Raw genomic sequence first — 22,389 nt, 5'->3', positions numbered from 1 at the left:
AGCTTCGACCCCTGCCTCCCCTGCGGCGTCCACATGTACCTCGGCAACGGCAAAACCCTCACCACCACCCACACCCCCACCTACGGAACCGACCATGTCTGACACGGAGCAGGGCACACGGACCGGCCGGCTCGCGGACCCGGACGTCGAGGCGCGGCTCGCGCGGCTCGACGAACTCCTCGCGGGCCTGGAATCCGCTCCGGGGCCGACCGTGCGGTCCGCCCTGGAGGCGGTGCGGCTGCTGACCGAGGTCTACGGCGAGGCGCTGGGCCGCGTGCTCGACCGCGCGGACGCTGGACTGACGGAGCGTCTGGCCGAGGACGAGCTGGTGGGCCATCTGCTGGTCCTGCACGAGATCCACCCCGAGCCGGCCGAGCGCCGGGCCGAGCGCGCCGTCGAACGGCTGCGTCCGGCCGTCCGGGAGCGCGGCGGCGACGTCGAGTGGATGGGCCTTGAGGAGCGGGTGGCCCGGGTACGGGTCACCCCGGGCGGCGGCGGGTGCGGTGCCGGGTGCGGCGGAGGCACGGACGACGTGGGCGACGCAGTCCGCGCCGCCGTGCTCGCCGCCGCTCCCGAACTGGCGGCGGTGGAGGCGGTGTCCGGCGCGGCCGAGCGGCAGGCGGCTCCGGCGTTCGTCCCCCTGGACACGCTCATGCGCCGGGCTGCGCCACAGCCGCAGGAGCCGCGGTGACCGGGGACGGGGCGCTGGCCCGCCTCATCCGTTCCTCGGCCGGCCCGGGCGCCGCGGCGGCGGGCGAGGTGTGCGATCTGTGCGCCGCCCCGGTGCCCGGGGACCACCGCCATCTGTACGACACCGCCGAGGCCGAGGTGCGGTGCGCCTGCGGGCCGTGCTCGGTGCTCTTCGCCGAGGACGGGGCGGGCGGCGGGCACCACCGGCTCGTCCCCCGGCGCCGGGTACGGCTTCCGCACGTCGACACGGCGGCGCTGGGGGTGCCGGTCGGCCTGGTCTTCTTCGTGCCGCGCGCCGACGGCACGGTCACCGCCGAGGGCCCGAGCCCCGCCGGTTCCATGCGGTGGGAGGTGGACGCGGCGGCCTGGCGGCGGTTGGCCGGCCGGATCCCCGAACTCGGCGGCATGGAGCCCGAGGTGGAGGCGCTGCTCGTCAGCACCGTCCAGGGCATGGACCACCACTGGATCGTGCCCGTCGACGACTGCTTCCGGATGCTGGCCGTGATCCGCCGCGAGTGGCGGGGCCTGTCCGGCGGGGGCCGGTTGTGGCCCGCCGTCGAGCGGTTCTTCGCGGAGCTGACCGAGCGGAACTGACCGAACGGAGCTGGGCGACGTGCACGAGTTGTCGATCGCGACCGCGATCGTGGAACAGGCCGACGAGGTCGCCCGCGCCGAGGGCACGGGCCCCGTCTCGGTGGTGACGGTGCGGGTGGGCGAGCTGGCCGGGGTCGTACCCGACGCGCTGAGCTTCGCCTTCGAGGTCGCCCGCGAGGGCACCGCCCTGGCCGGGGCCCGGCTCGTCGTCGAGCAGGTGACGGCGCACGCCCACTGCGTGCCGTGCGACGCGGAGTTCCCGGTCGGCATGCCCCCGTTCTTCTGGTGCCCGCACTGCGACCGTCCGTCGCGGGACCTGCGCAGCGGACGGGAGTTGGAGATCACCGCCATCGAGCCCGCGCCGTCGCCCACGCCCTGAACGGCCGCCCGACGGCGAAACGGCCCCACCGGCGCACGACGCGCCGGCGGGGCCGTTCGTTCCCAGGGATCAGCAGATGCGCGGCAGTTGCTCCCCCAGCGGCAGGTCGACGACCCGGGTCCCGCCGAGGCCGGTGGCGACGACCACCATGCCGGGGTGCTCGGCGACGCACTCGCCGATGAGCACGGCTCCGCCGCCCCGCGGGTGGGCACGCATCGCCTCCAGGACGGCCTCCGCGTCGGCGGGCGGCACGAAGGCGACGAGCCGGCCCTCGTTGGCGACGTACAGCGGGTCGAGGCCGAGGAATCCGCAGGCGTTGGCGACCGCGTCGGGGACGGGGATCGCGCGTTCGCGCAGCCGGATCCCCGTGCCGGAGGCGCGGGCGATCTCGTTGAGGGAGGCAGCGAGACCGCCCCGGGTGGGATCGCGCAGCACGTGGATGTCCGGGGTGACGGCCAGCATGGCGGCCACCAGGTCGCCCAGGGGAGCGGTGTCGCTGGCGATCTCGACGCCGAACTCCAGGCCCTCACGCACGCTCATGATCGCCACGCCGTGCAGGCCGATCGGGCCGCTGACGATGACGGCGTCGCCCGGCCGGGCCCGCTGCGGGCGGATGTCCACTCCCTCGGGAACGACACCGACCCCGGCGGTGGTGACGTACACGCCGTCGCCGTGCCCCGCCTCCACCACCTTGGTGTCACCGGTGGCCACGGTGACGCCCGCGGCCTCGGCGGCGGCGCCCATGGCGCGCGCGATCCGGTCGACCACGGACAGTTTCACGCCCTCCTCCAGGACGAAGGCCGCGGAGAGGTAGGCGGGCCGGGCGCCGCTCATCGCCAGGTCGTTGACGGTGCCGTTGACGGCCAGGTCGCCGAGGCTGCCGCCGGGGAAGAACAGCGGCCTGACGACGTAGGAGTCGGTGGAGAACGCCAGCCGGGTGCCGCCGAGGTGGAGCACGGCGGAGTCGCCCATGGCGGCGAGGACGGGGTTGCCGTAGGCCGGGGCGAAGACGTCCTGGATCAGTTCGGCGGACAGGGCGCCGCCTCCGCCGTGGCCCATCACCACGACCGGCTGGTCGCGCAGGGGGGCGGGGCAGGTCCAGTTCGCCGGGTCGACGGGGGCGTCGGGAGCCGCGGAAGCCAGTTCAGCCAACGGGGTTCATCTCCTCCTGCGGGATGCGGGAGCCCATCGGCGCCGGGGCGCCCGGTGAGGCCTGTCCGGTCATCCGGCGGTACAGGTAGTAGGCGGCGCAGGCGCCCTCGTTGGAGACCATGGTGGCGCCGAGCGGGCTGCGCGGGGTGCAGTCGGTGCCGAACGCGGAGCACTCGGTGGGCTTGATCAGCCCCTGGAGGACCTCGCCCGCGCGGCACACGGCGGGTTCCTCGGTGCGGATGCCCGCGACGTCGAAGCGGTGCTCGGCGTCGTGGTCGCGGTACGCGTCGGACAGCCGCCAGCCGCTGGCGGGGATGCGTCCGATGCCGCGCCAGGACCGGTCGGCGACCTCGAAGACCTCCTGGAGCATGGTCAGGGCGGCCGGGTTGCCCGCCTCGCGCACGGCGCGCGGGTAGGCGTTCTCCACGCGGTGCTCGCCGCGCTCGAGTTGGTGCACGGCGCGGCGGATGCCTTCGAGGATGTCCAGCGGTTCGAAGCCGGTGACCACGATCGGCACCCGGTGCCGCTCGGCCAGGTCCGGGTACTCGGCGGTGCCCATGACGCTGCACACGTGCCCGGCGGCGAGGAAGCCCTGCACCCGGCAGGCCGGGGCCGTCATGATCGCCTCGATGGCCGGTGGCACCCGGACGTGCGAGACCAGCAGGGTGAAGTTGTCCAGGCCGAGGCGGCGGGCCTGGTGCACGGCCATGGCGTTGGCGGGAGCGGTCGTCTCGAAGCCGATGGCGAAGAAGACCACCTGCCGGTCCGGGTGCCGCTGGGCGAGCTGGAGGGCGTCGAGCGGCGAGTACACCACCCGTACGTCACCGCCCTCGCCCTTGACCCGGAACAGGTCCCGGTCCGTGCCCGGCACCCGCAGCATGTCGCCGAACGAGCAGAAGATCACGTCGGGACGGGCGGCGATCTCCAGTGCCTTGTCGATGACCTCGAGGGGGGTCACACAGACCGGACAGCCGGGGCCATGGATCAACTCGACCTCTTCGGGCAGCAGTTGGTCGATGCCGTGCCGGATGATCGAGTGGGTCTGGCCGCCGCAGACCTCCATCAGCGCCCACGGCCGGGTGACCGTCGCGCGGATCTCGTCCAGCAGCCGCCGGGCCAGCTCGGGGTCGTTGAACTCGTCGATGTACTTCATCAGGCCTCACTCCCGCTCTTCTCGCGTTCCCCGGCCCCGGAGGCGTGCGGGGCCGGGTCGCCGGCCTGCTCGGCCGCCTGGGCCCAGGCGTCGCCGAACTCCTCCTCCAGCAGCCCCAGTTCCTTGAACAGCTCCAGGGACGCCCGGGCCGACTCCTCGTCGAGCCGCTGGAGGGCGAACCCGACGTGGACGATCACGTACTCCCCCACCCGCACATCGGGCAGGTACTCCAGACACGCCTGTTTCCGCACCCCGCCGAAGTCGATCAGACCGGTGAGCGGGTCGGCGCGGTGGTCGATGGCCACGACTTTGCCGGGCACTGCCAAACACATGGGTCACTCCGTCTCGTCGCTGTCGGTCGTCCGCCGGGCTTCGCGGCCCTTACGCGGGTCCCGGCCCGGCCGGCTCATCCGGCGGCTTCCGGACGCCGCCGGTGGGGTGGCTCGTGTGCCGCGACCACGAGCTGTCCGAGGGCCAGTCCGCCGTCGTTCGGGGGGACTTCGCCGTGGCGCAGGACGGTGAAGCCGTCCGCGGTGAGCAGCGCGGCGCACTGGTCCTCCAGCAGCCCGTTGGCGAAGACACCGCCGCTGAGGACGGCGGTGGTCAGGCCGGTGGCCGCGCGGGCGCGGTGGCAGATCTCCGCGACGGCCCGCGCGAGACCCCGGTGGAAGCGGGCCGCGAGGACCGGCGGCGGGGTGCCGCGCCGCTGGTCGTCGAGGAGTGCCCGCAGCATGGGCGCAGGGTCGCAGCCGAGGGGGCCGGGGCCGTCGGTGAGGGCGAAGGGGTACGCCGCGCCGTCGGCGTCCTGGGCCAGGGTCGCGGCCGCCTCCAGTTCCAGCGCGGCCTGCGCCTCGTAGCCCGCGCGGTGGCACACGCCCGCGAGGGAGGACACGGCGTCGAAGAGCCGTCCGGTGCTGGAGGTCGGCACACAGGCCAGGTCGCACTCCAACTGCCTCTGCAGCAGAGCCCGTTCGTCGGGTGTGCAGGCGGCGACGCTGGGCAGGCGGGGGTCCCAGGGCAGTCCCGCGGCCCACAGCCGGGCCAGGGCGAGCCGGCAGGGGTTGGCCACGCCCGCGTCGCCGCCGGGCAGCGGGGCGGGGGTCAGCCGGGCGAAGCGGCGGTAGGCGGTGTAGTCGGCGAGCAGGAACTCGCCGCCCCAGACGGTGCCGTCGTCGCCGTATCCGGTGCCGTCGAAGGCGACGCCGATGACGGGTGTGGTGCCGTCGAGGCCGTGTTCGGCCATCGCCGAGGCGATGTGCGCGTGGTGGTGCTGGACCCGTACGGGTTCCGGCCGCGGAAGTCCGGCGGCGCGGCGGCGGGCCCAGCGGACCGAGTGGTAGCCGGGGTGGCGGTCGGCGGCGACGAGGGCGGGGGTCACTCCGGTCAGGCGCAGCAGGTGCCGCTCCGCCCGGTGGGCGGCCTCCTGGGTGGCGAGGTCCCCCATGTCGCCGATGTGCGGCCCGAACCAGGCCTGCTCGCCGTCGCCGACGCACGGGGCGTTCTTCAGGTCGCCGCCCACCGCGAGCGCGGGGCGCACCGCGACGGGCAGGCGCAGGGGGCGGGGCGTGTAGCCGCGGGAGCGGCGCAGGACCTGTTCGGTGCCGTCGGGGCGTACCCGCAGCAGGGAGTCGTCGCAGGGGCAGGCGATGGGCCGGTCGTGGGCGAGCCAGGCGTCGGCCAGCCCGGCGAGCCGGGTCAGCGCGTCCTCGTCGTCGGTGACGATGGGTTCGCCGGAGCGGTTGCCGCTGGTCATCACGAGTACGCGCGGGCCGGGGGGATCGCCGGGCAGCCCGAACAGCAGGGTGTGCACGGGGGTGTAGGGCAGCATCACGCCGACGTGGGGGCTGCCGGGGCAGACCTCGTCGGACAGGCGGAGCCCGTCCGGCCGTGGTCGGCGGCGCAGCAGGACGATGGGCCGTTTCGGGCCGGTGAGCACGGCCCGTTCGCGGTCGGTGGGACCGGCGATCCGCTCGACGGCGGCGAGGTCGGCGCACATCACGGCGAACGCCTTGCCGCCGCGTTCCTTGCGGGCCCGCAGTGCGGCGACGGCGCGGGTGTCGGTGGCGTCGCAGGCCAGGTGGTACCCGCCGACGCCCTTGACGGCGACGATCCGTCCGGCGGCGAGCAGGGCCCGGGCGGCCGCCAGGGCGTCCGCGTCCCGGGCCGGGCGGAGCCCGCTGCCCGCGGCGGGGACCAGGCGCAGCCGGGGGCCGCAGTCGGGGCAGGCCACGGGCTGGGCGTGGAAGCGCCGGTCGGCGGGGTCCGTGTACTCCCGGGCGCAGGCGGGGCACATCGGGAAGCCGGTCATGGTCGTGACGGCGCGGTCGTACGGCATGGCGGTGGCGATGGTGAAGCGGGGGCCGCAGTGCGTGCAGGTGATGAACGGGTGCCGGTGGCGGCGGTCGTCCGGGTCGGCCAGCTCGCGCAGGCAGTCGGCGCAGGTGGCGGTGTCGGGCGGGAGCTGGGTGCGGCCCGGGGAGTGTTCGGTGGCGCGGATGGCGAACGGGCCGGTGGCGCCGTCGGCGGGAAGGTCCTCCAGGCCGATGCCGGTGACGGCGGCCAGTGGGGGCGGCTGCCGGGCAAGCCGGTCGCAGAACCGGGTGACGTCGTCCGGCGGGCCCTCGATCTCGATCAGCACGCCGGCGGCGGTGTTGCTGACGAAGCCGGTCAGCGCCAGGTCGGAGGCCAGGCGGTGCACGTACGGCCTGAAGCCCACGCCCTGCACGGTGCCGCGCACGGTGAGCCTGCGGCGTACCGGGCCGGTGACGGGTGCGGTCATGAGGCGGGGGTGGTCGCCGGGTGCGGATGGGTGTGGTGGTCGTGGGCCTGCTCGCCGTCGGCGGCGTGGACGTGGGGGTGCGGGGTGAGCGGCGGCCGGTGCCGCGGGGCTCCGTCGCGGACGGCGAGCGCGCGGTCGAGCACCGTGTCGACGCCGTCGCCGGTGCGCGCGCAGGTCCGTACGATCTCCACCCCGGGGTTGACCTGCTGCACATGGGCCCGGAAGGCGGTCTCGTCGAAGCCGGCGGCCTCGGCCAGGTCGGTCTTGGTGACCACGACCAGGTGGGCGGAGCCGAACGCGGTGGGGTACTTCAGCGGCTTGTCCTCGCCCTCGGTCACGGCCATCAGCACGATCCGCAGGGTCTCGCCGAGGTCGTACGACGCGGGGCAGACGAGGTTGCCGACGTTCTCCACGAACAGCACCGAGGTGTCCTTCGGCAGCCAGCCCTCCAGTCGGGTGCGGACCTGCCGGGCCTCCAGGTGGCAGAGCCCGTCGGTGAGGACCTGCTGCACGGGGGCGCCGGAGCGGGCCAGCCGGCGGGCGTCGTTCTCGGTCGCCAGGTCCGCGGTCAGCGCGGCCACCGGGACGCCCCGTCCGACGGCGCGGGCGAGTACCAGGCCGAGGAGTTCGGTCTTGCCGCTGCCGGGGCTGGACAGCAGGTTGACGACGGCCACGCCCTGCCGGGCCAGGTCGCCGCGCAGGGCGGCGGCGAGGTCGTCGTTCTTGGCGAGGACGGCCTGCTTGACGTCGACGGACCGGCACATGGCGCTGCTCCTGGGAGTCGGCTCGGGGCGAGGGCGGCGAGGACAGGGCGGGCAAAAACGGGGAGGGCGGTGCGGGTGGTTGCGGGCCCCTCACCGATCTTCGGCCGCGTCGGTGGCGAGGTGCGGGAGCGCAGCCGTGTGCGCGGGGGCGGATTCCTCCGTGCGGACCAACGGCGGGGTGGCCGCGGGGTCGGCGAGCAGCGCCGGGATCATGGTGTGCAGGGCCTCGACGGCCGGGGCGACGGCGTCCCGCACCGGGTCGCTGAGCCCGGGCATGATGTCCTCGTCGCCGCGGGGCCGCACCTGGGGCTCGCAGGCGAGGACGAGGACGCGCGGCAGCGGCCCGTCGCCCAGGTGGGCGGCCAGGGCGAGCACCTTGGCCGGGTCCATGCCGTGGGCCTCCGGCGGGGCCGCGGCGCCGGTCCCGGAGCCGGGGAGTTCCGCCTCGATCAGGGACAGGGTGCCGGGCCGGTGGCCGCGTGGCGCGGCGTCGACGAGGACGGCCGTGTCGTAGCCGTCCAGCAGTTCGTAGGCGAGGTCGAGGCCGCGGATGCCGTAGTCCCGCACCCGGACCCCGGCCGGCAGCGGGCGGGTGCCGAGGGCCTGGATCACCTCGGGGCCGAAGGCGTCGTCGGCGAGGAAGATGTTGCCGACGCCGGCGACCAGGATTCGGGGGGCGGAAGGCGGTGTCATCGGGTACCTCCGGTGAGCGGGGCGTCGGCCGGGGTCAGGGGGCGGGCGCAGGCGCCGGGGAGTTTGCGGACGAACGCCGAGCGCAGCGCGTGGTAGGGAGCGGCGGGGTCGAAGAAGATGTCGTGCATCCGGGCGAGTTCGGCGCGCCGGTGGTCCGCGAGCGGCCGTACCGCCTCGTCGCGGGCGCGGGCCGCCGCCTTGGCGTCGATCCGCCCGCCGAGGTCGGGCGCGTCGGCGAGCGCGGCCGCCATGCGGTCGACCTCGGCGGTGAACTCCCCGGCGGGGACGGGCACGAGACGGTCCACCAGGCCGAGGCCGCGCGCCGTGGTGGCGCTCACCGGAAGGGCCTCGGCGGTCAGCCGTCCGGCCGTGCCGGTGCCGGACCGGCGCGGCAGGCTGTACGTCCAGAACTCCGAGCCGTACAGGCCCATCCGGCGGTAGTGCGGGTTGAGCACGGCGCCGGTGCGGCACCACACCTCGTCGGCGGCGAGGGCGAGCATGACACCGCCCGCGGCGGCGTTGCCGCCGAGCGCGGCGACGACCAGCCGGTCGGTGGTGCGCAGCACCGCCTCGACCAGGTCGTCCATGGCGTCGAGGTTGGCCCACGACTCGGCGGCCGGGTCGTCGGACGCCTCGATGACGTTCAGGTGGATGCCGTTGGAGAAGAAGTCGCGGGCGCCGCCGAGGACGAGTACCGGGGTGGGGCGGGAGAGGGCGTGGCGGTAGGCGGCGAGCAGTCTGCGGCAGTGGTCGGTGCTCATCGCGCCGCCGGGGAAGGAGAAGGTGACAAAGCCGACCTCGCCGCGCTGCCGGTAGCGGATGTCGGTCCAGGTGCGCCGCTGCGGGGGCAGTTCGAGCGGGACGGCGGCCTCCGGGAGGCCGGCCGGGCCGAGGACCGAGGCGGCCGGGCGCTTGAAGGGGGCGGGGTCGCCGGAGTTCTTGCGCGGCCTGAGTTCCGGGATCCACACGGCGCCGTCCCGGGTGGCCCGGCACACCGCTCCCGCCCGGGTGGCGAGCAACTCTCCTGGTCGGCCGCGCAGTTGGTCCTCCGGGTGGCCGCCGTGCAGGAACAGTTCGCGGCCGTGGAGTTCGTCGAGGACTCCGGGCTGCGAGTCGGCGCCTCTCAGCTTGCGCAGCACGGTCGCGGTGCTGTCTTTCTCCCAGTCGACGCGGCGCCGCTCCTGGCGCAGGAAGCCGCGCCAGACGACGTCGGCGGAGGGGTCGCTCTGCGGCAGCGGTTTGAACGAGCCCTCGGCGTAGCGCCGTACGGCAAGGAGTACGGCGGCCACGGCGGCGTCGGAGGCCTCGTTGCGGTACAGGTCGCTCTTGCCGACCGGTGCCGTGGGGAACGGCACGGCCGCCCAGATGTCGCCGGCGTCCATCGCCGCCTCGGCCTGGAGGACCGTCACGCCCCACTCGGGTGCCTGGTCGGCGATCGCCCAGTCCAGCGAGGAGGGGCCGCGGTCCCCGGGTGGGCCGGGGTGCACGATGAGGCAGGTGTGCTCCCGCCATACGTCCTCGGGCAGCGCGGTCTTGAGCATCGGCGCGATGACGAGTTCCGGGTTCGTCCCGGCGACGGCGGCGCGGACGGCGTCGGGGCCGTGTACGGCGAGCACGACGTCGACGTGGTGGCCGTGGTCCGTCAGTTCGGCGTAGACGCGCTGGGACAGGCTGTTGAACGCGCTGGCGACGAGCAGAATGTCCATGACGCGGCATGGTGTCCCCTTTGCCGGGCCCCGGAAAGGACCCCGGCGGGGCGTTCGTCCGTCTGCCTCAGACGCTCTCCGCCGTCCGCGTCAGGCCCCCTTTCCGTCTGGATCGCCCGGCGCGCCACTTCACTACTTTCCGATCATATGATGTAACAGTCTGCGCATGGATCATCGGCAGAACATCGACAGAGCCCCCGGCCGCCACCCACGCCGTCGCGCGCTGCGCGGGACGCTGCTGGTCGCGGCGACCACCGCGGCACTGGCCGGCGGGCCCCAGGCGACGGCGGCTCCGGCCGTCGGCCTCGGCCCGGACTGGGAGGCCATCGCCGCCTGCGAGTCCAGCGGCAACTGGCAGGCGAACACCGGCAACGGGTACTACGGCGGGCTCCAGTTCCGCCAGTCGAGCTGGGTGGCCGCGGGCGGCCTGAAGTACGCGCGCCGGGCGGACCTGGCCTCGCGCAGAGAGCAGATCGCCGTGGCCAGGCGGCTCGCCGTCCTCCAGGGGATGTCGGCCTGGGGCTGTTCCTGACGGGCACCTGGTGCCGGGCCGACGGGCGGTCAGCAGAGCACGGCGAGCGCGCCCGGCAGCACTCGGGCCGTGACGGGCAGCACCGCCTCGACCTCGCCGTCGGCGCCGTAGGGCACCTCCCGGTCGGCGGCGATCCTGATCCGGCTGCCCCGCAGGATCCGCACCTCGGGGCGCTCGACGTGCGCGCCCGACTTCAGCTCGTTCATCAGCGCGAAGAAGAGCCGTCGCGGTGCCTCGCGGATCATCACCACGTCGAGCAGGCCGTCGTCGACACGGGCGCCGGGCGCGATCATGCGACCGGAGCCGTAATAGGCGGAGTTGGCGGCCACCACGGTGTAGCCGCAGTGGACGTGCTCCTCCCCGTCGACGGTCACGTGGTAGGTCGCCGCCCGCCAGGTGGCCACGGCACGCAGCCCGCCGGCGTAGTAGGAGGCGGCGCCGCGCAGCAGTCGGGAGTTGTTCGCGTGCCGGTTGGCGAGCGCGTCGACGCCCGCGTACACGCTGCCGAGGACGACGGTGCGCGGGTGCGCGGCCGACTCCACCTCGATGGTGTCGACGCGGCGCGGGGCGCCGTGCAGCAGGATCCGGGCCAGCGCGCCCGGATCGTCGGGCAGTTGGAGCGCACGGGCGAAGTCGTTGCCGCGGCCCGCCGGGACCAGGCCCAGGAGGGTGGCGGTGCCGCTGAGGGCTCCGCCGATGCCGCCCGCGATGCCGTCGCCGCCCACGGCGAGCACCACGCGGTCGCGGTCACCGGCCCGGCGGGCGAGGTCCTGGGCGTGGGCGAGACTGCGGCTGTAGTCGGTCTCCACTCCGGCGCCGGCCTCCCGGAGCAGCCTGGCCACCCGCAGCAGCGCCGCGGCCCCGGCGGATCCGCCCGCGGTGGGGTTGACGATGGCCGTGAACTGTCGCATCGGTGGGGCCTCCGGGACGGAAACGGTGTGGGTCGGCATGCGGCCGGGGTCAGTCGAGGGGCAGCAGGACGCCCGGGTTGAGCAGGCCGTCGGGGTCCAGCCGGCGCTTGACGGCCCGCAGGGCCTCGACGCCGAGCGGGCCCGCCTCCCGGACGTATCCGTCGCGGTGGTCGGTGCCCACGCCGTGGTGGTGGCTGATGGTGCCGCCCGCCGCGAGGATCGCCTCGTTCGCGGCCCGCTTGGCGGGCGCCCAGTGCGCCACGGGGTCGTCGCCCTGGGCGCTGACCACGGTGAAGTACAGCGAGGCGCCGTTCTCGTAGACGTGCGAGATGTGGCACATCACCAGGGGCGGGGTGCCCGACTCGGTGAGCGTGGTGGTCAGCACCTGCCGGACGGCGGTGTACAGCCCGGGGATGCGGGACCAGAAGGCGGCGGTCTCCAGCGTCTCGGCGAACGCGCCCGCGTCCAGGAGCGCGTCGCGCAGATAGGGCGCCGCGTAACGGCCGTGGGCCCAGCGCTCCCCCGGTTCCTCGCCCAGGCGGGTGCCGCCGCACTCGCGCAGCACGGCCGCGGCCAGCCGTCTGCGGTGCGTGGTGTCCTCGGCGGTGCCCTCGTAGCCGGCGATCGCCTGGCAGCCTGCGTCCTGTCGGGCCTCCGGGGAGCCGATGGCATCGGGCTGGGCGAGGCCGATCAGGGTCTCGGTCTCGTCGGACAGGCGCAGCACGGTGGGGCGCGGCCCGTCCTGGGCGAGCCGGCGCAGGGCGGCGGCGCCCTGTTCGAAGGAGGCGAAGCGCCAGCCCTCGTACACGCGGGCCTGCGGGAGGGGACGCAGGCGCACGGTGACCGAGGTGATGACGCCGAACGCGCCCTCGGAGCCGAGGACGAGCTGGCGCAGGTCGGGTCCGGCCGCCGAGCGCGGGGCGCGGCCGGCCTCGACGGTGCCCGCGGGCGTGGCGAGGGTGAGGCCGAGCACCATCTCGTCGAAGCGTCCGTACCCGGCCGAGGCCTGCCCGCTGGAGCGGGCGGCGGCGAAACCGCCGAGGGTCGCCCACTCGAAGGACTGGGGGAAGTGGCCGAGGGTGAAGCCCTGTTCGGCCAGCAGCGCCTCCGCGTCCGGGCCGCGCAGGCCCGGCTGGAGGGTGGCGGTGCGGGAGACCGGGTCCAGGGCGAGCAGCCGGTTCATACGGCGCAGGTCCAGGGCGACGAAGGGGCGCCGGCGTTCGGGGGCGAGACCGCCGACGACGGAGGTGCCGCCGCCGAACGAAACCAGCGCGAGGTCGTGGGCTGTGCAGGCGCACAGTACGGCGAGTACGTCGTCGTGGTCCGCGGGGAGCACCACGGCGGCCGGGACGTCCGTGACGTCGCCGCCTCTGATGCGGAGCAGATCGGGGGTGGACTTGCCGCGGGTGTGGCGGATCCGGAACTCGGCGTCGGTGCGGACGTGTGCCTCGTCGCCCACGGCCTCGCTCAGGGCGCGGAGCGTGTCCGCGGTCAGCGGTGAGGCGGGGACGCGGATCTCCTCCAGGGCGACCGGCCCGGACTCGCGCGGCTTGACGCCGAGCAGGTCGCGCAGGAGTCCGGTCACCGAGTCGGGCAGCGGTGTGGCCCTCGCCGGGTCGCCCCAGCCGCTCCACAGCATGTCCATGGGGTGTTCCTCACCGGTCGTTTCGAAGGACGCGTTACACTGTGACACATGGCGCCTATTCGTCACAATGGCTCGGACGGGCCGGACCGCTCCGACCGCTCCGACCGCTCCGACCACGCACACCGCTCCGACCGCTCGGACGGGGATCCCGTGCTCGACGCCGTGCGCGACTGCGTCCTGGCCGTCGGCGTACGGCGGACGACCCTGACGGACGTGGCCCGCCGCGCGGGTGTGTCCCGGATGACGCTCTACCGCCGCTGGCCCGATCTGCGGTCCCTGGTCGGCGACCTGATGACACGGGAGTGGATCGCCGTGGCCGTCGGGGCGATGCCGGAACGCGCACCCGGGACGAACGCGCAAACGCTGATCGTCGACGGACTGGTGGCCGGGGTGAGGGCGTTCCGCGCCCACCCGCTGTTCCGCAAGATCGTCGACGTGGACCCGGAACTGCTGCTCCCCTACGTGCTGGACCGCCGGGGAGCCAGCCAGGAGGCCCTGCTGTCCCTGCTCGCCGGCCACCTGCGCGAGGGCCACGCCGACGGATCGGTGCGCACCGGCCACACCGAGCGGCAGGCACGGTCCCTGCTGCTCGTCGTGCAGTCCTTCACGCTGTCGCTGCGCACCATGACCGAGGAGGACGACCCCGGCCTGGACGGCGAGGCCTTCCTCGCGGAACTGCGGACCATCCTGGAGAGGACCCTGACGCCATGAACCTCGGCACCGGCCCGGCCGACCCCGCGCACGCCTCTCCGAACACCTCCCTCACCGCCGCCCGCCGCGCCCGCGAACTGGCCGGGACCGTCGGCGGCCCGGCCGTGGACGTCCTGGTCGTCGGCCTGGGCGCGACCGGCGCCGGGGCCGCGCTGGACGCCGCGGCGCGCGGACTGAGCGTCGCCGCGATCGACGCGCACGACCTGGCCTTCGGCACCTCCCGCTGGAGTTCCAAACTCGTCCACGGCGGACTGCGCTACCTCGCCTCCGCCCAGTTCGACGTCGCCCACGAGAGCGCGGTCGAACGCGGTGTGCTGATGGAACGCACCGCTCCCCATCTGGTCGGCGCCCAGCCGTTCGTCCTGCCCCTCACCCCGCTGGTCGCCCGCGGGCAGGCCGCCCTGGCGTGGGCCGGTTTCCGGGCGGGCGACGGGCTGCGGCTGGCGGCGCGCACCGCCCGCGCCACCCTGCCGGTGCCGCGCAGGCTGTCCGTGGTGGAGACCCGTCACCTGGCGCCCGCCGTGCGCGGTGCCGGGCTGCGCGGCGGACTGCTGTCCTGGGACGGGCGGCTGACCGACGACGCCCGTCTGGTGACCGCGATCGCCCGTACGGCGGCGGGACGCGGCGCCCGCGTCCTGACCCGGGTCCGGGCCCTGGAACTCACCGGATCCGGGGCCCGGGTGCGGGACGAACTGACCGGCGAGGAGGGCGAGATCCGGGCCCGCGCCGTGATCAACGCCTCCGGGGTGTGGGCGGGCGGCCTGGTGGACGGCATCCGGGTCAGGCCCTCGCGCGGCACCCACCTCGTACTGCGTTCCGGCGTGCTCGGTCCGCTGCCGGCCGGGCTGCACATCCCGGTCCCCGGGGAGACCAACCGCTTCGTCCTGGTCCTGCCGCAGGACGACGGACGGGTCTACGTCGGGCTCACCGACGAGCCCGTCGAGGGCGGCGTCCCGGACGTGCCAGAGGTCCCCGAGTCCGACGTCGGCTTCCTGCTGGACGTGCTGGCCTCGGCGCTCGACGTCCCGGTACGACGGGACGACGTGGCCGGGGCCTTCGCGGGGCTGCGTCCTCTGCTGGACACCGCGCCGGCGAACGGGTCCGGCCCGGCGCCCCGGACCGCGGACATCTCCCGCAGGCACGCGGTGCTCACCTCGCCGGACGGCGTGGTCACCGTGGTGGGCGGCAAGCTCACCACCTACCGGCGCATGGCCGAGGACGCCGTCGACACCGCCGTCGCCGCGCACGGACTCGGCGCGGGCCCCTCCCCCACGGCCTCCCTCCCCCTCGTCGGCGCCGCGTCACCTCGGACCCTGGCCGCGCTCCGGGCCCCGCGCCGCCTGATCCGCCTCTACGGCACGGAGGCGCCGGCCGTGCACGCCCTGGGCGCCCGGGACCCGCACCTGCGTGCCCCCGTCCTGGAGGACCATCCCGTCACCCGCGCCGAACTCCTCTGGGCCGCACGCCACGAGGGCGCCCTCGACGCGTCCGACCTCCTGGACCGCCGCACCCGGATCGGCCTGGTTCCCGCCGACCGCGCGGGAGCGCTGGAGGCCGCACAGGAGGTGCTGGGCGAGACCCTGGGCTCCCGGTGAACGGGCCCCTGACCATGACGTGCGCGGCCCTGGTGCCGAAGGGCACCTCTCAGGCGGCGAAGGCCTGACCCTGTTCCTCGAGGCGTTCGAGGAGCTGGGAGTGGTGGAGGGTGGAGACCGGGGCGAGGAGATCGGGGTGGCGGAGCAGGGCCGCCGCCTGCCGGTCGCCCTCGTCGGGAGTGACCAGGCGGCGGAACTCGGGCGGCGTGGAGGACGGTTCGGTCGCCTCGGTGAGCGCGTACACCGCGCGCCAGGCCAGTTCGGGGTCGGTGAGCAGACAGGCGGCCCAGCTCAGCACCACCTCGTCCACCCAGGTGCGCCACGCGTGCGCGTACGGGTCGTCGGACTCGACGCCGTCCGCGCCGGCGATCCGGTCGAGGCGGGCCGAGCCCCCGGGGCCGGCCATCAGCACCAGCTCGGCGTCCATCGGCGTCGGGTAGCGCAGACGGGCCGCGACCGTCACCGCCTGGCGTGCCTGCATCTCGCACAGGACGGAGGCCAGGGCGCCGCCGGACGCCGGGTACGCGCTGGTCAGCCACTGGGTGGTCGCCGCGATGAGCGGGGAGAGATCTTCGTGCACTGCCGGGCCGTTCGAAACCGTTCACGGACAAAAAGGACTGCGTGAAACGGTAGCCCGCGACCCCGGCCGAGCAGTATGGCCCAGGCCGCCTCCGGGGCGTGGCCTCCGCCACATTCACATCCCGGAACGGGCATCGATCCTGCCGATCCCTCTCTCGGTCGGGGGAGCGGTTCCTCCGCAGGGGCCCGTACGCTGAGGGCCGTGCACATCTGTTTCGTCTGCAGCGGGAACATCTGCCGGTCGCCGTCCGCGGCGCTCGTGTTCGCCGAGCGGCTGCGCCGGGCGGGGCTCGCGGACGCGGTCCGGGTCAGCAGCGCCGGCATCGGCCCCTGGCACGTCGGCGAGGCCATCGACGAACGGGCCGGTGAGGTGCTGATCCGGCACGGCTACCCCGTGCGGCACGTCGCCGCCCAGGTCGGCGCCGAGCACCTGGACGCCGACCTGCTCCTGGCCATGGACCGGGATCACGAGAAGGCGCTGCGGCGGCTCGTCGACGAACCGTCCCGGGTGCGGCTGCTGCGCTCGTTCGACCCTCGGACGACCGGCGACCTGGACGTGCCCGACCCGTACTACGGCGGCCCGGAGGGCTTCGAGGAGGTACTGGCCATGATCGAGGCCGCGACGCCGGGCCTGCTCGACTGGGTGCGCGAGCGCCTGCCCTCGTGACCGCCCACCCGTCGCCGGGCTCCGGCTCCGGCTCCGGCTCCGGCTCCGGCTCCGGCTCCGGCTCCGGCTCCGGCTCCGGCTCCGGCTCCGGCTCCGGCTCCGGCTCCGGCGAGGGTCCTGTCGCCGCGGCCGCCCGGCTGACCGGGCGTGCGGCGACCCGCCGGGGCCCGTCGTCGGCGAACCCCGCCGAGGTAACCCTCGACGACGGCCGGGTGGTCGTGGTCAAGCACGGTGAGGAGCCGGAGGCGGTGCGCGCCGAGGCCGCCGGGCTGCGCTGGCTCGCCGAGGCGGGCGCGGTCCGGGTCCCCGTCGTGCACGGCCACGACCGCCGGTGGCTGGTCACCGGCCGGGTTCCGGCCGGCCGTCCGTCGCCTGAGGCGGCGGAGCGCTTCGGCCGTGACCTGGCCGCCCTGCACGCAGCCGGGGCGCCCGCGTTCGGCGCCGCTCCGCCCGGCGGGCCGCGCGAGGCCTACATCGGGCTCGCGCCGATGCGCAACGTGCCTGGTACCGACTGGCCGGCCTGGTACGCCGAGCACCGGGTGCTGCCCTATCTGCGCCGCGCGGCCGACGACGGCGTCCTGCGCCCCGCCGAGGCGGCCGTGATCGAACGCGCCCTGGAGCGGCTGCCCGGACGGGCCGGGCCCGCGGAGCCGCCCGCGCGACTCCACGGCGACCTGTGGAACGGCAACGTGCTGTGGGGCGCGGACGGCGAGGTCCGGCTGATCGACCCGGCCGCGCACGGCGGCCACCGGGAGACCGACCTGGCGATGCTCCGGCTCTTCGGCTGCCCCCACCTGGACCGCGTACTGGACGGGTACCAGCGGGCCGCGCCGCTCGCCGACGGCTGGGCGGACCGCGTCGGACTGCACCAGCTCTTCCCGCTGCTGGTGCACACGGTGCTCTTCGGGCGCGGATACGCCGAACAGGCCGTCGCGGCGGCCCGCGGCGTCGGCGGCTGACCCTACGCGCCGCCCGGGCCGCCGCCCTCCACCAGCCGGGCGAGGTTGTCCAGGGCCATCCGCGTCCCCAGCTCGTTGTCGGCGCGCGGCACCTCGTCGGGGATGCCCTCGTGCACGATCACGACCACCGTCCCGCCGTCCGCCCCGGCCAGTGACGTGGTCATCGTCATCGTGCCGCGCAGGGAATCCTCGTCGGTCTCGAACGCGAGCACCTCGACCACCAGCCGGCCGGGCACGAGCCGGGCGAAGTGCCCCCGGTAGGTGTCCGTGCGGGCACCCGACTTGCCCCGGGCGCCGGGCTCGTCGTAGGAGAGGGACACCCGGAAGGTGCCGCCCTCGCGGGCGTCGAACTCGTGGACGTGAGCGGTCATGCCGTCGGGGACCCGCCAACCCGCCACCGCGTCGGGGTCGGTGAGGGCCCGGTAGACCGCGGCGGGAGAGGCCCGCACCCACCGTGAGACCCGTGTGGCGTACATGGCAGCACCGTACACACGCACCACGCGCGGTGCCTCACGATTGTCCCGGTTTTGTCACCAAGTGCCCCTGGAGTCCCAGGGGCTGCTCCCGCGCCTTTCCCCCGTGCTATGAAATACGCCGTCACAGTGGCGCGCGGTGTCCCACGGGGACGCCGTACGCCATGTCGGTCCGGTCCGAGAGGGCCGTAGGGGGAAGGTGTCACCGCAGTGAACCGTAAGCGCACGACCGTCGCGGCACTGGCCGCGACCGGGGTCCTCACCGCAGCGCAGCTGGGTCTCGCCGGGGCCGCTTCCGCGGCGACGGTCGCGCCGCAGAGCTCGGGCTGCCCGATCGACATCGTCTACCCGTCCCGTTTCTACGTGGACCACAACGGGTGGGTGACGAACGGCGGCCTGTACTTCGGCATCAAGAGCAAGACCACGAAGAAGATCAAGAACGTCACGTTCACGGTCACCAACGTCAAGAACGTGCGCTTCGGCACGGCGACACCGAAGGGCGGCACGATCAGCCACAGGACCTCGCAGGTCGTGACGGTCCGCACCACGACCTTCAAGGGCAAGGCGAGCCTCGGCTTCAAGGTCCGGACCCACCTGCTGAACACCAGGAGCTACAAGGTGAAGTTCACCCTGCACGGCTCCGGCTGGAACTGCGCCGTCAACCAGGGCACGTGGGGCGCCTGAGCCCGAGGACGGTGCCCCGGCCCCGCGCGGGCCGGGGCACCGCCGTGCCGGCCCGGGGCGCGGGCCCGCACGGGACCATGATCGACACCGCCCGGGTACGCGGGTGACCGCGGGGTACGCTGCGAATACGGGCGCTTGAGAGCGCCGCCCTGTGCGCACCGGTGCGCGCGGCTGCGAGAAGGGCGGGTTCGGATGGACTGGCGTGAGTTCGCCGAGCAGATGGCCCAGCTCGCCCGGCGCCTGCTGGCCCAGGACTCCCCTCAGGAGACGCTCGACGAGATCGTCCGGGCGGCCGTCGAGCTGATCGACGGGTGCGAGGCCTCCGGGATCCTGGCGCTGCGCAAGGGGCGCGCCGTGACGCTGGCCGCCAGCGGGGACATGGTCGTGGAGTCCGACCGGTTGCAGGGCGAGATGGGCGAGGGGCCCTGCTTCGACGCGGCCCGCCGCGTCGACGGGGACCGGCTGTTCCGCATCGCCGACCTCACCCGGCCGCAGCCGGCCTGGCCGCGGTACGCGCCGGCCGCCCGCGAGCTGGGCGTCGGCAGCATGATGGGTTTCCTGCTGTACACCGAGGATCAGGACTTCGGGGCGCTCAATCTCTATTCGAGCCGTCCCGGCTCCTTCACCAGGGACAGCGAGACGGCGGGCTGGCTGCTCGCCTCGCACGCCGCCGTCGCCGTGGCGGGTTCCCGAACCGTCGACCAGCTCGAACACGCGTTGGAGACCCGGCACGCCATCGGCGAGGCCATGGGCATCCTGCGGGAGCGGCACGGCATGAGCGAGGAGGACGCCTTCGCCGTCCTGCGCCGTATCTCGCAGCACCACAACATCAAGATCCGCGACGTCGCCCAGACCATCCGCACCGACGCCCGCAAGCAGGCCTGACACGGCGCCCGTGTGACCGAGGGGGTGACTGCCTCTCGCCTCACGAGGCGCGGCAGTGTAGACATGGCTCATGGTCCGACTCCCGGGTCGCACCGGCTCCCGGTCGGCCCGCCGTCCCCGTGGACGGCGTCTCGAGTTCGCGTCCGGCCCGGCCCGGCGGGCGCGCGGGCGGGCCGGTCATGGCCGCACGGGCGGGAACAGACCGTCCACGCTGCGCTCGGCCCTCGGCGGGCGCAGCGTCGCGGGACAGGTGTTCCTGCTCCAGGTCGCCATCGTGTTGCTGCTGGTCGCGGCGGCCGTGGTGGCGCTGGTGCTTCAGGTGCGACACGACAGCGGCGAGGAGGCCCGCAACCGCTCGCTCGCCGTCGCGGAGACGTTCGCCAACGCGCCGGGAGTCCGGGAGGCGCTCGCCGCCCCGGACCCGACGGCGGTGCTGCAACCGCGCGCCGAGGCGGCACGCAAGGAGGCGCACGTCGACTTCGTCGTCGTGATGAACACCCACGGAGTCCGCTACACCCACCCCAGGCCGGACCGCATCGGCAGGAAGTTCGTCGGCACCTTCCGGCCCGCGCTGGCCGGCCGCACGGTCGTCGAACAGATCGACGGGACCCTCGGGCCGCTGGTGCAGGCCGTCGTGCCGATCCGGGCGCCGGACGGCACGGTGGTGGGCCTGGTGTCGGCGGGCATCACCACCAGGAACGTCGGCGGTCTCGCGGACCGGCAGCTGCCGGTCGTACTGGGCGCCGCGGCCGTGGCCCTCGCCCTGGCCACGGCGGGCACGGCGCTGGTCACCCGCCGGCTGCTGCGCCAGACCCATGGGCTCGGCCCGCGGGAGATGACCCGGATGTACGAGCACCACGACGCGGTGCTGCACTCCGTCCGGGAAGGCGTGATCATCGTCGGCGACGACGGAAGGCTGCTGCTGGCCAACGACGAGGCGCAGCGCCTGCTCGGCCTGCCCGAGGATGCTGAGCGCCGGCCCGTGCTCGACCTCGGACTGGACCCCGGGACCGCCGAGCTGCTGGCCTCCGGGCGGATCGCCACCGACGAGGTGCACCGGGTCGGCGACCGGCTGCTGGCGATCAACCAGCGGCCCACGGACATGGCGGGCGGCCCGTCGGGCAGTGTGGCCACGCTGCGCGACTCCACGGAGCTGCGCGCCCTGTCCGGCCGGGCGGAGAAGGCACGGGAACGCCTCAGCCTGCTCTACGACGCCGGTGTGGGCGTAGGTACGACCCTGGACGTGACCCGGACCGCCGAGGAACTCGTCCGGGTCGCCGTTCCCCGGTTCGCGGACTTCGCGACCGTGGACCTGTACGACGCCGTGCTGGCCGGCGAGGACCCGGATCCGGGAGCCGCGCTGCGCCGCACCGCCTTCGCCGGGATCCGCGAGGACACGGCGCTGTACCCGCTGGGCCAGGAGATCCGCTTCGTCCCCTCCACCCCGCAGGCGCTCGGTCTCAAGTCCCGCCGGCCGGTCCTCGAACCCCGTCTCGAGGCGGCCCCGGGCTGGCAGGCGCAGGACGCCGAGCGCACCGAGCGGGTGCTGGCGTCCGGCATCCACTCGCTGATCACCGTGCCCGTGCGGGCGGGCACCCTGCTGCTGGGGCTGGTCAGCTTCTGGCGGTCGGAGAAGGACGAGCCCTTCGACACCGAGGAGCTGGCCCTCGCCGAGGAGCTGGTGGCGCGGGCGGCGGTCTCCATCGACAACGCCCGCCGCTACACCCGCGAGCACGGGCTGGCGGTCACCCTCCAGCGCAGTCTGCTGCCGCGCAGCCTGCCCGAGCAGAACGCGCTGGACGTCGCCTCCCGGTATCTGCCCGCGCAGGCGGGAGTGGGCGGCGACTGGTTCGACGTGCTGCCGCTGTCCGGGGCGCGGGTCGCGCTCGTCGTCGGGGACGTGGTCGGGCACGGGCTGCACGCCGCGGCCACGATGGGACGGCTGCGGACCGCGGTCAGCAACTTCTCCGCCCTGGACCTGCCGCCCGACGAGCTGCTCGGGCTGCTGGACGAGCTGGTCGGCCGTATCGACCAGGACGAGACGGGCGACGTTTCCGGTGCGCCCGTCACCGGCGCGACCTGCCTGTACGCGATCTACGATCCTGTCTCGCGGCGCTGCGCTGTCGCCCGCGCCGGCCATCCGCCGCCGGCCGTGGTCGGGCCCGACGGGGACGTGACGTTCCCCGAGCTGCCCGCCGGTCCCCCGCTCGGGGTGGGCGGGCTGCCGTTCGAGACGGCGGAGCTGGAGCTGGCCGAGGGCAGCCGGCTGGTCCTGTACACCGACGGGCTCGTGACGGACCGGGAGCGGGACATCGACACCGGGCTGGACCAGCTGCGCGCCGCTCTCGCCTCCGCCGGCGCGTCGCCGGAGGACACGTGCCGGGCCGTCCTGGACGTCCGGCCGTCCCGGCCGGTGGACGACATCGCGGTGCTCGTGGCCCGCACCCGGGCACTGGGTCCCGGGCAGGTGGCCGAGTGGGACGTGCCCGGGGAGGCGTCGGCGGTCGGGGACGTGCGCGCGGCGGTGAGCCGGCGGCTGGTGGAGTGGGGACTTGAGGAACTGACGTTCGCCACCGAGCTGATCCTCAGCGAGCTGGTCACCAACGCGATCCGTTACGGCGCCGAGCCCATCCGCGTGCGGCTGCTGTGCGACCGCTCCCTGATCTGCGAGGTCTACGACAGCAGCAACACCTCCCCGCATCTGCGCTGTGCGGCGAGCACGGACGAGGGGGGCCGCGGGCTGTTCCTCGTGGCGCAGCTCGCCGAGCGGTGGGGCACCCGGTACACGCCGGCCGGCAAGGCCATCTGGGCGGAACTGCCGCTGTCCTGAGAGGCTTC

General features: G+C 74.8%; 22 protein-coding genes. 11 read left to right on the top strand and 11 right to left on the bottom strand.

The genetic code is table 11. From position 1 onward, the window contains the following. Positions 1-94 precede the first annotated feature (94 nt). The 3 genes from ACIP4X_RS18265 to hypA are packed head-to-tail and all read left to right on the top strand — an operon-like array spanning position 95 to position 1,663. Positions 95-691, top strand: coding sequence for a NifU family protein (locus tag ACIP4X_RS18265; protein WP_391454448.1), 597 nt, complete (start codon positions 95-97; stop codon positions 689-691). Further along, complete coding sequence (locus tag ACIP4X_RS18260) at positions 688-1,284, top strand: DUF5947 family protein (protein WP_391454450.1); 597 nt, start codon at positions 688-690, stop codon at positions 1,282-1,284. Before ACIP4X_RS18265 ends, ACIP4X_RS18260 begins: the two co-directional genes overlap by 4 nt. Positions 1,285-1,303: 19 nt before the next feature. Then, complete coding sequence (hypA, locus tag ACIP4X_RS18255; protein WP_326805689.1) at positions 1,304-1,663, top strand: hydrogenase maturation nickel metallochaperone HypA; 360 nt, start codon at positions 1,304-1,306, stop codon at positions 1,661-1,663. Between the two features lie 69 nt (positions 1,664-1,732). Here hypA and hypE read toward each other — a convergent pair whose 3' ends face one another. The 7 genes from hypE to ACIP4X_RS18220 all read right to left on the bottom strand — a co-directional run bounded on the left by hypE (position 1,733) and on the right by ACIP4X_RS18220 (position 9,910). Then, positions 1,733-2,815 (bottom strand): hydrogenase expression/formation protein HypE, encoded by a 1,083-nt coding sequence (gene hypE / locus ACIP4X_RS18250; RefSeq protein ID WP_358729678.1) that lies wholly within the window; start codon positions 2,813-2,815, stop codon positions 1,733-1,735. Further along, complete coding sequence (hypD, locus tag ACIP4X_RS18245; protein WP_358729679.1) at positions 2,808-3,968, bottom strand: hydrogenase formation protein HypD; 1,161 nt, start codon at positions 3,966-3,968, stop codon at positions 2,808-2,810. Before hypD ends, hypE begins: the two co-directional genes overlap by 8 nt. Next, positions 3,968-4,300 carry a HypC/HybG/HupF family hydrogenase formation chaperone gene (locus ACIP4X_RS18240; protein WP_358729680.1) on the bottom strand — a complete coding sequence of 111 codons (333 nt, stop codon included), beginning with the start codon at positions 4,298-4,300 and terminating at the stop codon, positions 3,968-3,970. The genes hypD and ACIP4X_RS18240 overlap by 1 nt, the downstream gene beginning before the upstream one ends. 74 nt (positions 4,301-4,374) lie before the next feature. Next, entirely contained in the window at positions 4,375-6,747 is a 2,373-nt protein-coding gene (hypF, locus tag ACIP4X_RS18235) for a carbamoyltransferase HypF (protein ID WP_391454454.1), read from the bottom strand. Continuing rightward, positions 6,744-7,511: a hydrogenase nickel incorporation protein HypB gene (hypB, locus tag ACIP4X_RS18230; RefSeq protein ID WP_391454456.1), complete on the bottom strand. Its 768-nt coding sequence runs from the start codon at positions 7,509-7,511 to the stop codon at positions 6,744-6,746. Before hypB ends, hypF begins: the two co-directional genes overlap by 4 nt. Positions 7,512-7,601: 90 nt before the next feature. Further along, on the bottom strand, positions 7,602-8,204 hold the full coding sequence (locus ACIP4X_RS18225) for a hydrogenase maturation protease (protein ID WP_391454458.1): 603 nt from the start codon (positions 8,202-8,204) through the stop codon (positions 7,602-7,604). Further along, positions 8,201-9,910, bottom strand: a complete 1,710-nt coding sequence (locus ACIP4X_RS18220) for a hydrogenase maturation protein (RefSeq protein ID WP_358729684.1) — start codon at positions 9,908-9,910, stop codon at positions 8,201-8,203. Before ACIP4X_RS18220 ends, ACIP4X_RS18225 begins: the two co-directional genes overlap by 4 nt. A 166-nt stretch (positions 9,911-10,076) precedes the next feature. Here ACIP4X_RS18220 and ACIP4X_RS18215 point away from each other — a divergent pair, with 166 nt between their 5' ends. Further along, the gene (locus tag ACIP4X_RS18215) at positions 10,077-10,442 is read left to right on the top strand and encodes a transglycosylase family protein (protein WP_358729685.1); all 366 of its coding nucleotides are present in this window, start codon (positions 10,077-10,079) and stop codon (positions 10,440-10,442) included. A gap of 29 nt (positions 10,443-10,471) precedes the next feature. On the opposite strand, the gene ACIP4X_RS18210 is transcribed toward ACIP4X_RS18215, so the two are convergent. Continuing rightward, positions 10,472-11,353 carry a diacylglycerol kinase family protein gene (locus ACIP4X_RS18210; RefSeq protein WP_391454461.1) on the bottom strand — a complete coding sequence of 294 codons (882 nt, stop codon included), beginning with the start codon at positions 11,351-11,353 and terminating at the stop codon, positions 10,472-10,474. 49 nt (positions 11,354-11,402) lie between these two features. Continuing rightward, positions 11,403-12,998, bottom strand: coding sequence for an FAD-binding oxidoreductase (locus ACIP4X_RS18205; RefSeq protein ID WP_358729687.1), 1,596 nt, complete (start codon positions 12,996-12,998; stop codon positions 11,403-11,405). A gap of 48 nt (positions 12,999-13,046) precedes the next feature. Between ACIP4X_RS18205 and ACIP4X_RS18200 the strand changes: the two genes are divergently transcribed. Beyond that, on the top strand, positions 13,047-13,709 hold the full coding sequence (locus ACIP4X_RS18200; protein ID WP_391454464.1) for a TetR family transcriptional regulator: 663 nt from the start codon (positions 13,047-13,049) through the stop codon (positions 13,707-13,709). Next, the gene (locus ACIP4X_RS18195; RefSeq protein ID WP_391454466.1) at positions 13,706-15,304 is read left to right on the top strand and encodes an FAD-dependent oxidoreductase; all 1,599 of its coding nucleotides are present in this window, start codon (positions 13,706-13,708) and stop codon (positions 15,302-15,304) included. The genes ACIP4X_RS18200 and ACIP4X_RS18195 overlap by 4 nt, the downstream gene beginning before the upstream one ends. Before the next feature lie 49 nt (positions 15,305-15,353). Here ACIP4X_RS18195 and ACIP4X_RS18190 read toward each other — a convergent pair whose 3' ends face one another. Further along, positions 15,354-15,884 carry a hypothetical protein gene (locus tag ACIP4X_RS18190; RefSeq protein WP_358729689.1) on the bottom strand — a complete coding sequence of 177 codons (531 nt, stop codon included), beginning with the start codon at positions 15,882-15,884 and terminating at the stop codon, positions 15,354-15,356. A gap of 201 nt (positions 15,885-16,085) precedes the next feature. On the opposite strand from ACIP4X_RS18190, the gene ACIP4X_RS18185 reads away from it, so the two are divergent. After that, entirely contained in the window at positions 16,086-16,550 is a 465-nt protein-coding gene (locus ACIP4X_RS18185; RefSeq protein WP_358729690.1) for a low molecular weight protein-tyrosine-phosphatase, read from the top strand. A gap of 137 nt (positions 16,551-16,687) precedes the next feature. Further along, on the top strand, positions 16,688-17,509 hold the full coding sequence (locus tag ACIP4X_RS18180; protein WP_358729920.1) for a fructosamine kinase family protein: 822 nt from the start codon (positions 16,688-16,690) through the stop codon (positions 17,507-17,509). Positions 17,510-17,511: 2 nt separating this feature from the next. Here ACIP4X_RS18180 and ACIP4X_RS18175 read toward each other — a convergent pair whose 3' ends face one another. After that, on the bottom strand, positions 17,512-17,985 hold the full coding sequence (locus tag ACIP4X_RS18175; protein WP_358729691.1) for an SRPBCC family protein: 474 nt from the start codon (positions 17,983-17,985) through the stop codon (positions 17,512-17,514). Positions 17,986-18,192: 207 nt separating this feature from the next. Here ACIP4X_RS18175 and ACIP4X_RS18170 point away from each other — a divergent pair, with 207 nt between their 5' ends. From ACIP4X_RS18170 to ACIP4X_RS18160, 3 genes are all read left to right on the top strand, one after another. Beyond that, entirely contained in the window at positions 18,193-18,666 is a 474-nt protein-coding gene (locus ACIP4X_RS18170) for a hypothetical protein (RefSeq protein ID WP_358729692.1), read from the top strand. Positions 18,667-18,858: 192 nt separating this feature from the next. Continuing rightward, positions 18,859-19,551, top strand: a complete 693-nt coding sequence (locus ACIP4X_RS18165; RefSeq protein WP_358729693.1) for a GAF and ANTAR domain-containing protein — start codon at positions 18,859-18,861, stop codon at positions 19,549-19,551. 70 nt (positions 19,552-19,621) lie between these two features. Then, on the top strand, positions 19,622-22,381 hold the full coding sequence (locus ACIP4X_RS18160; RefSeq protein ID WP_391454470.1) for a SpoIIE family protein phosphatase: 2,760 nt from the start codon (positions 19,622-19,624) through the stop codon (positions 22,379-22,381). Positions 22,382-22,389: the final 8 nt, after the last annotated feature.

This window comes from Streptomyces sp. NPDC088817, from assembly GCF_044750345.1.
In the GTDB taxonomy this organism is placed as follows: Bacteria; Actinomycetota; Actinomycetes; order Streptomycetales; family Streptomycetaceae; genus Streptomyces.
Note: the sequence above shows the minus strand (reverse complement) of the source record. Positions and strands in the feature narration are given on the sequence as shown.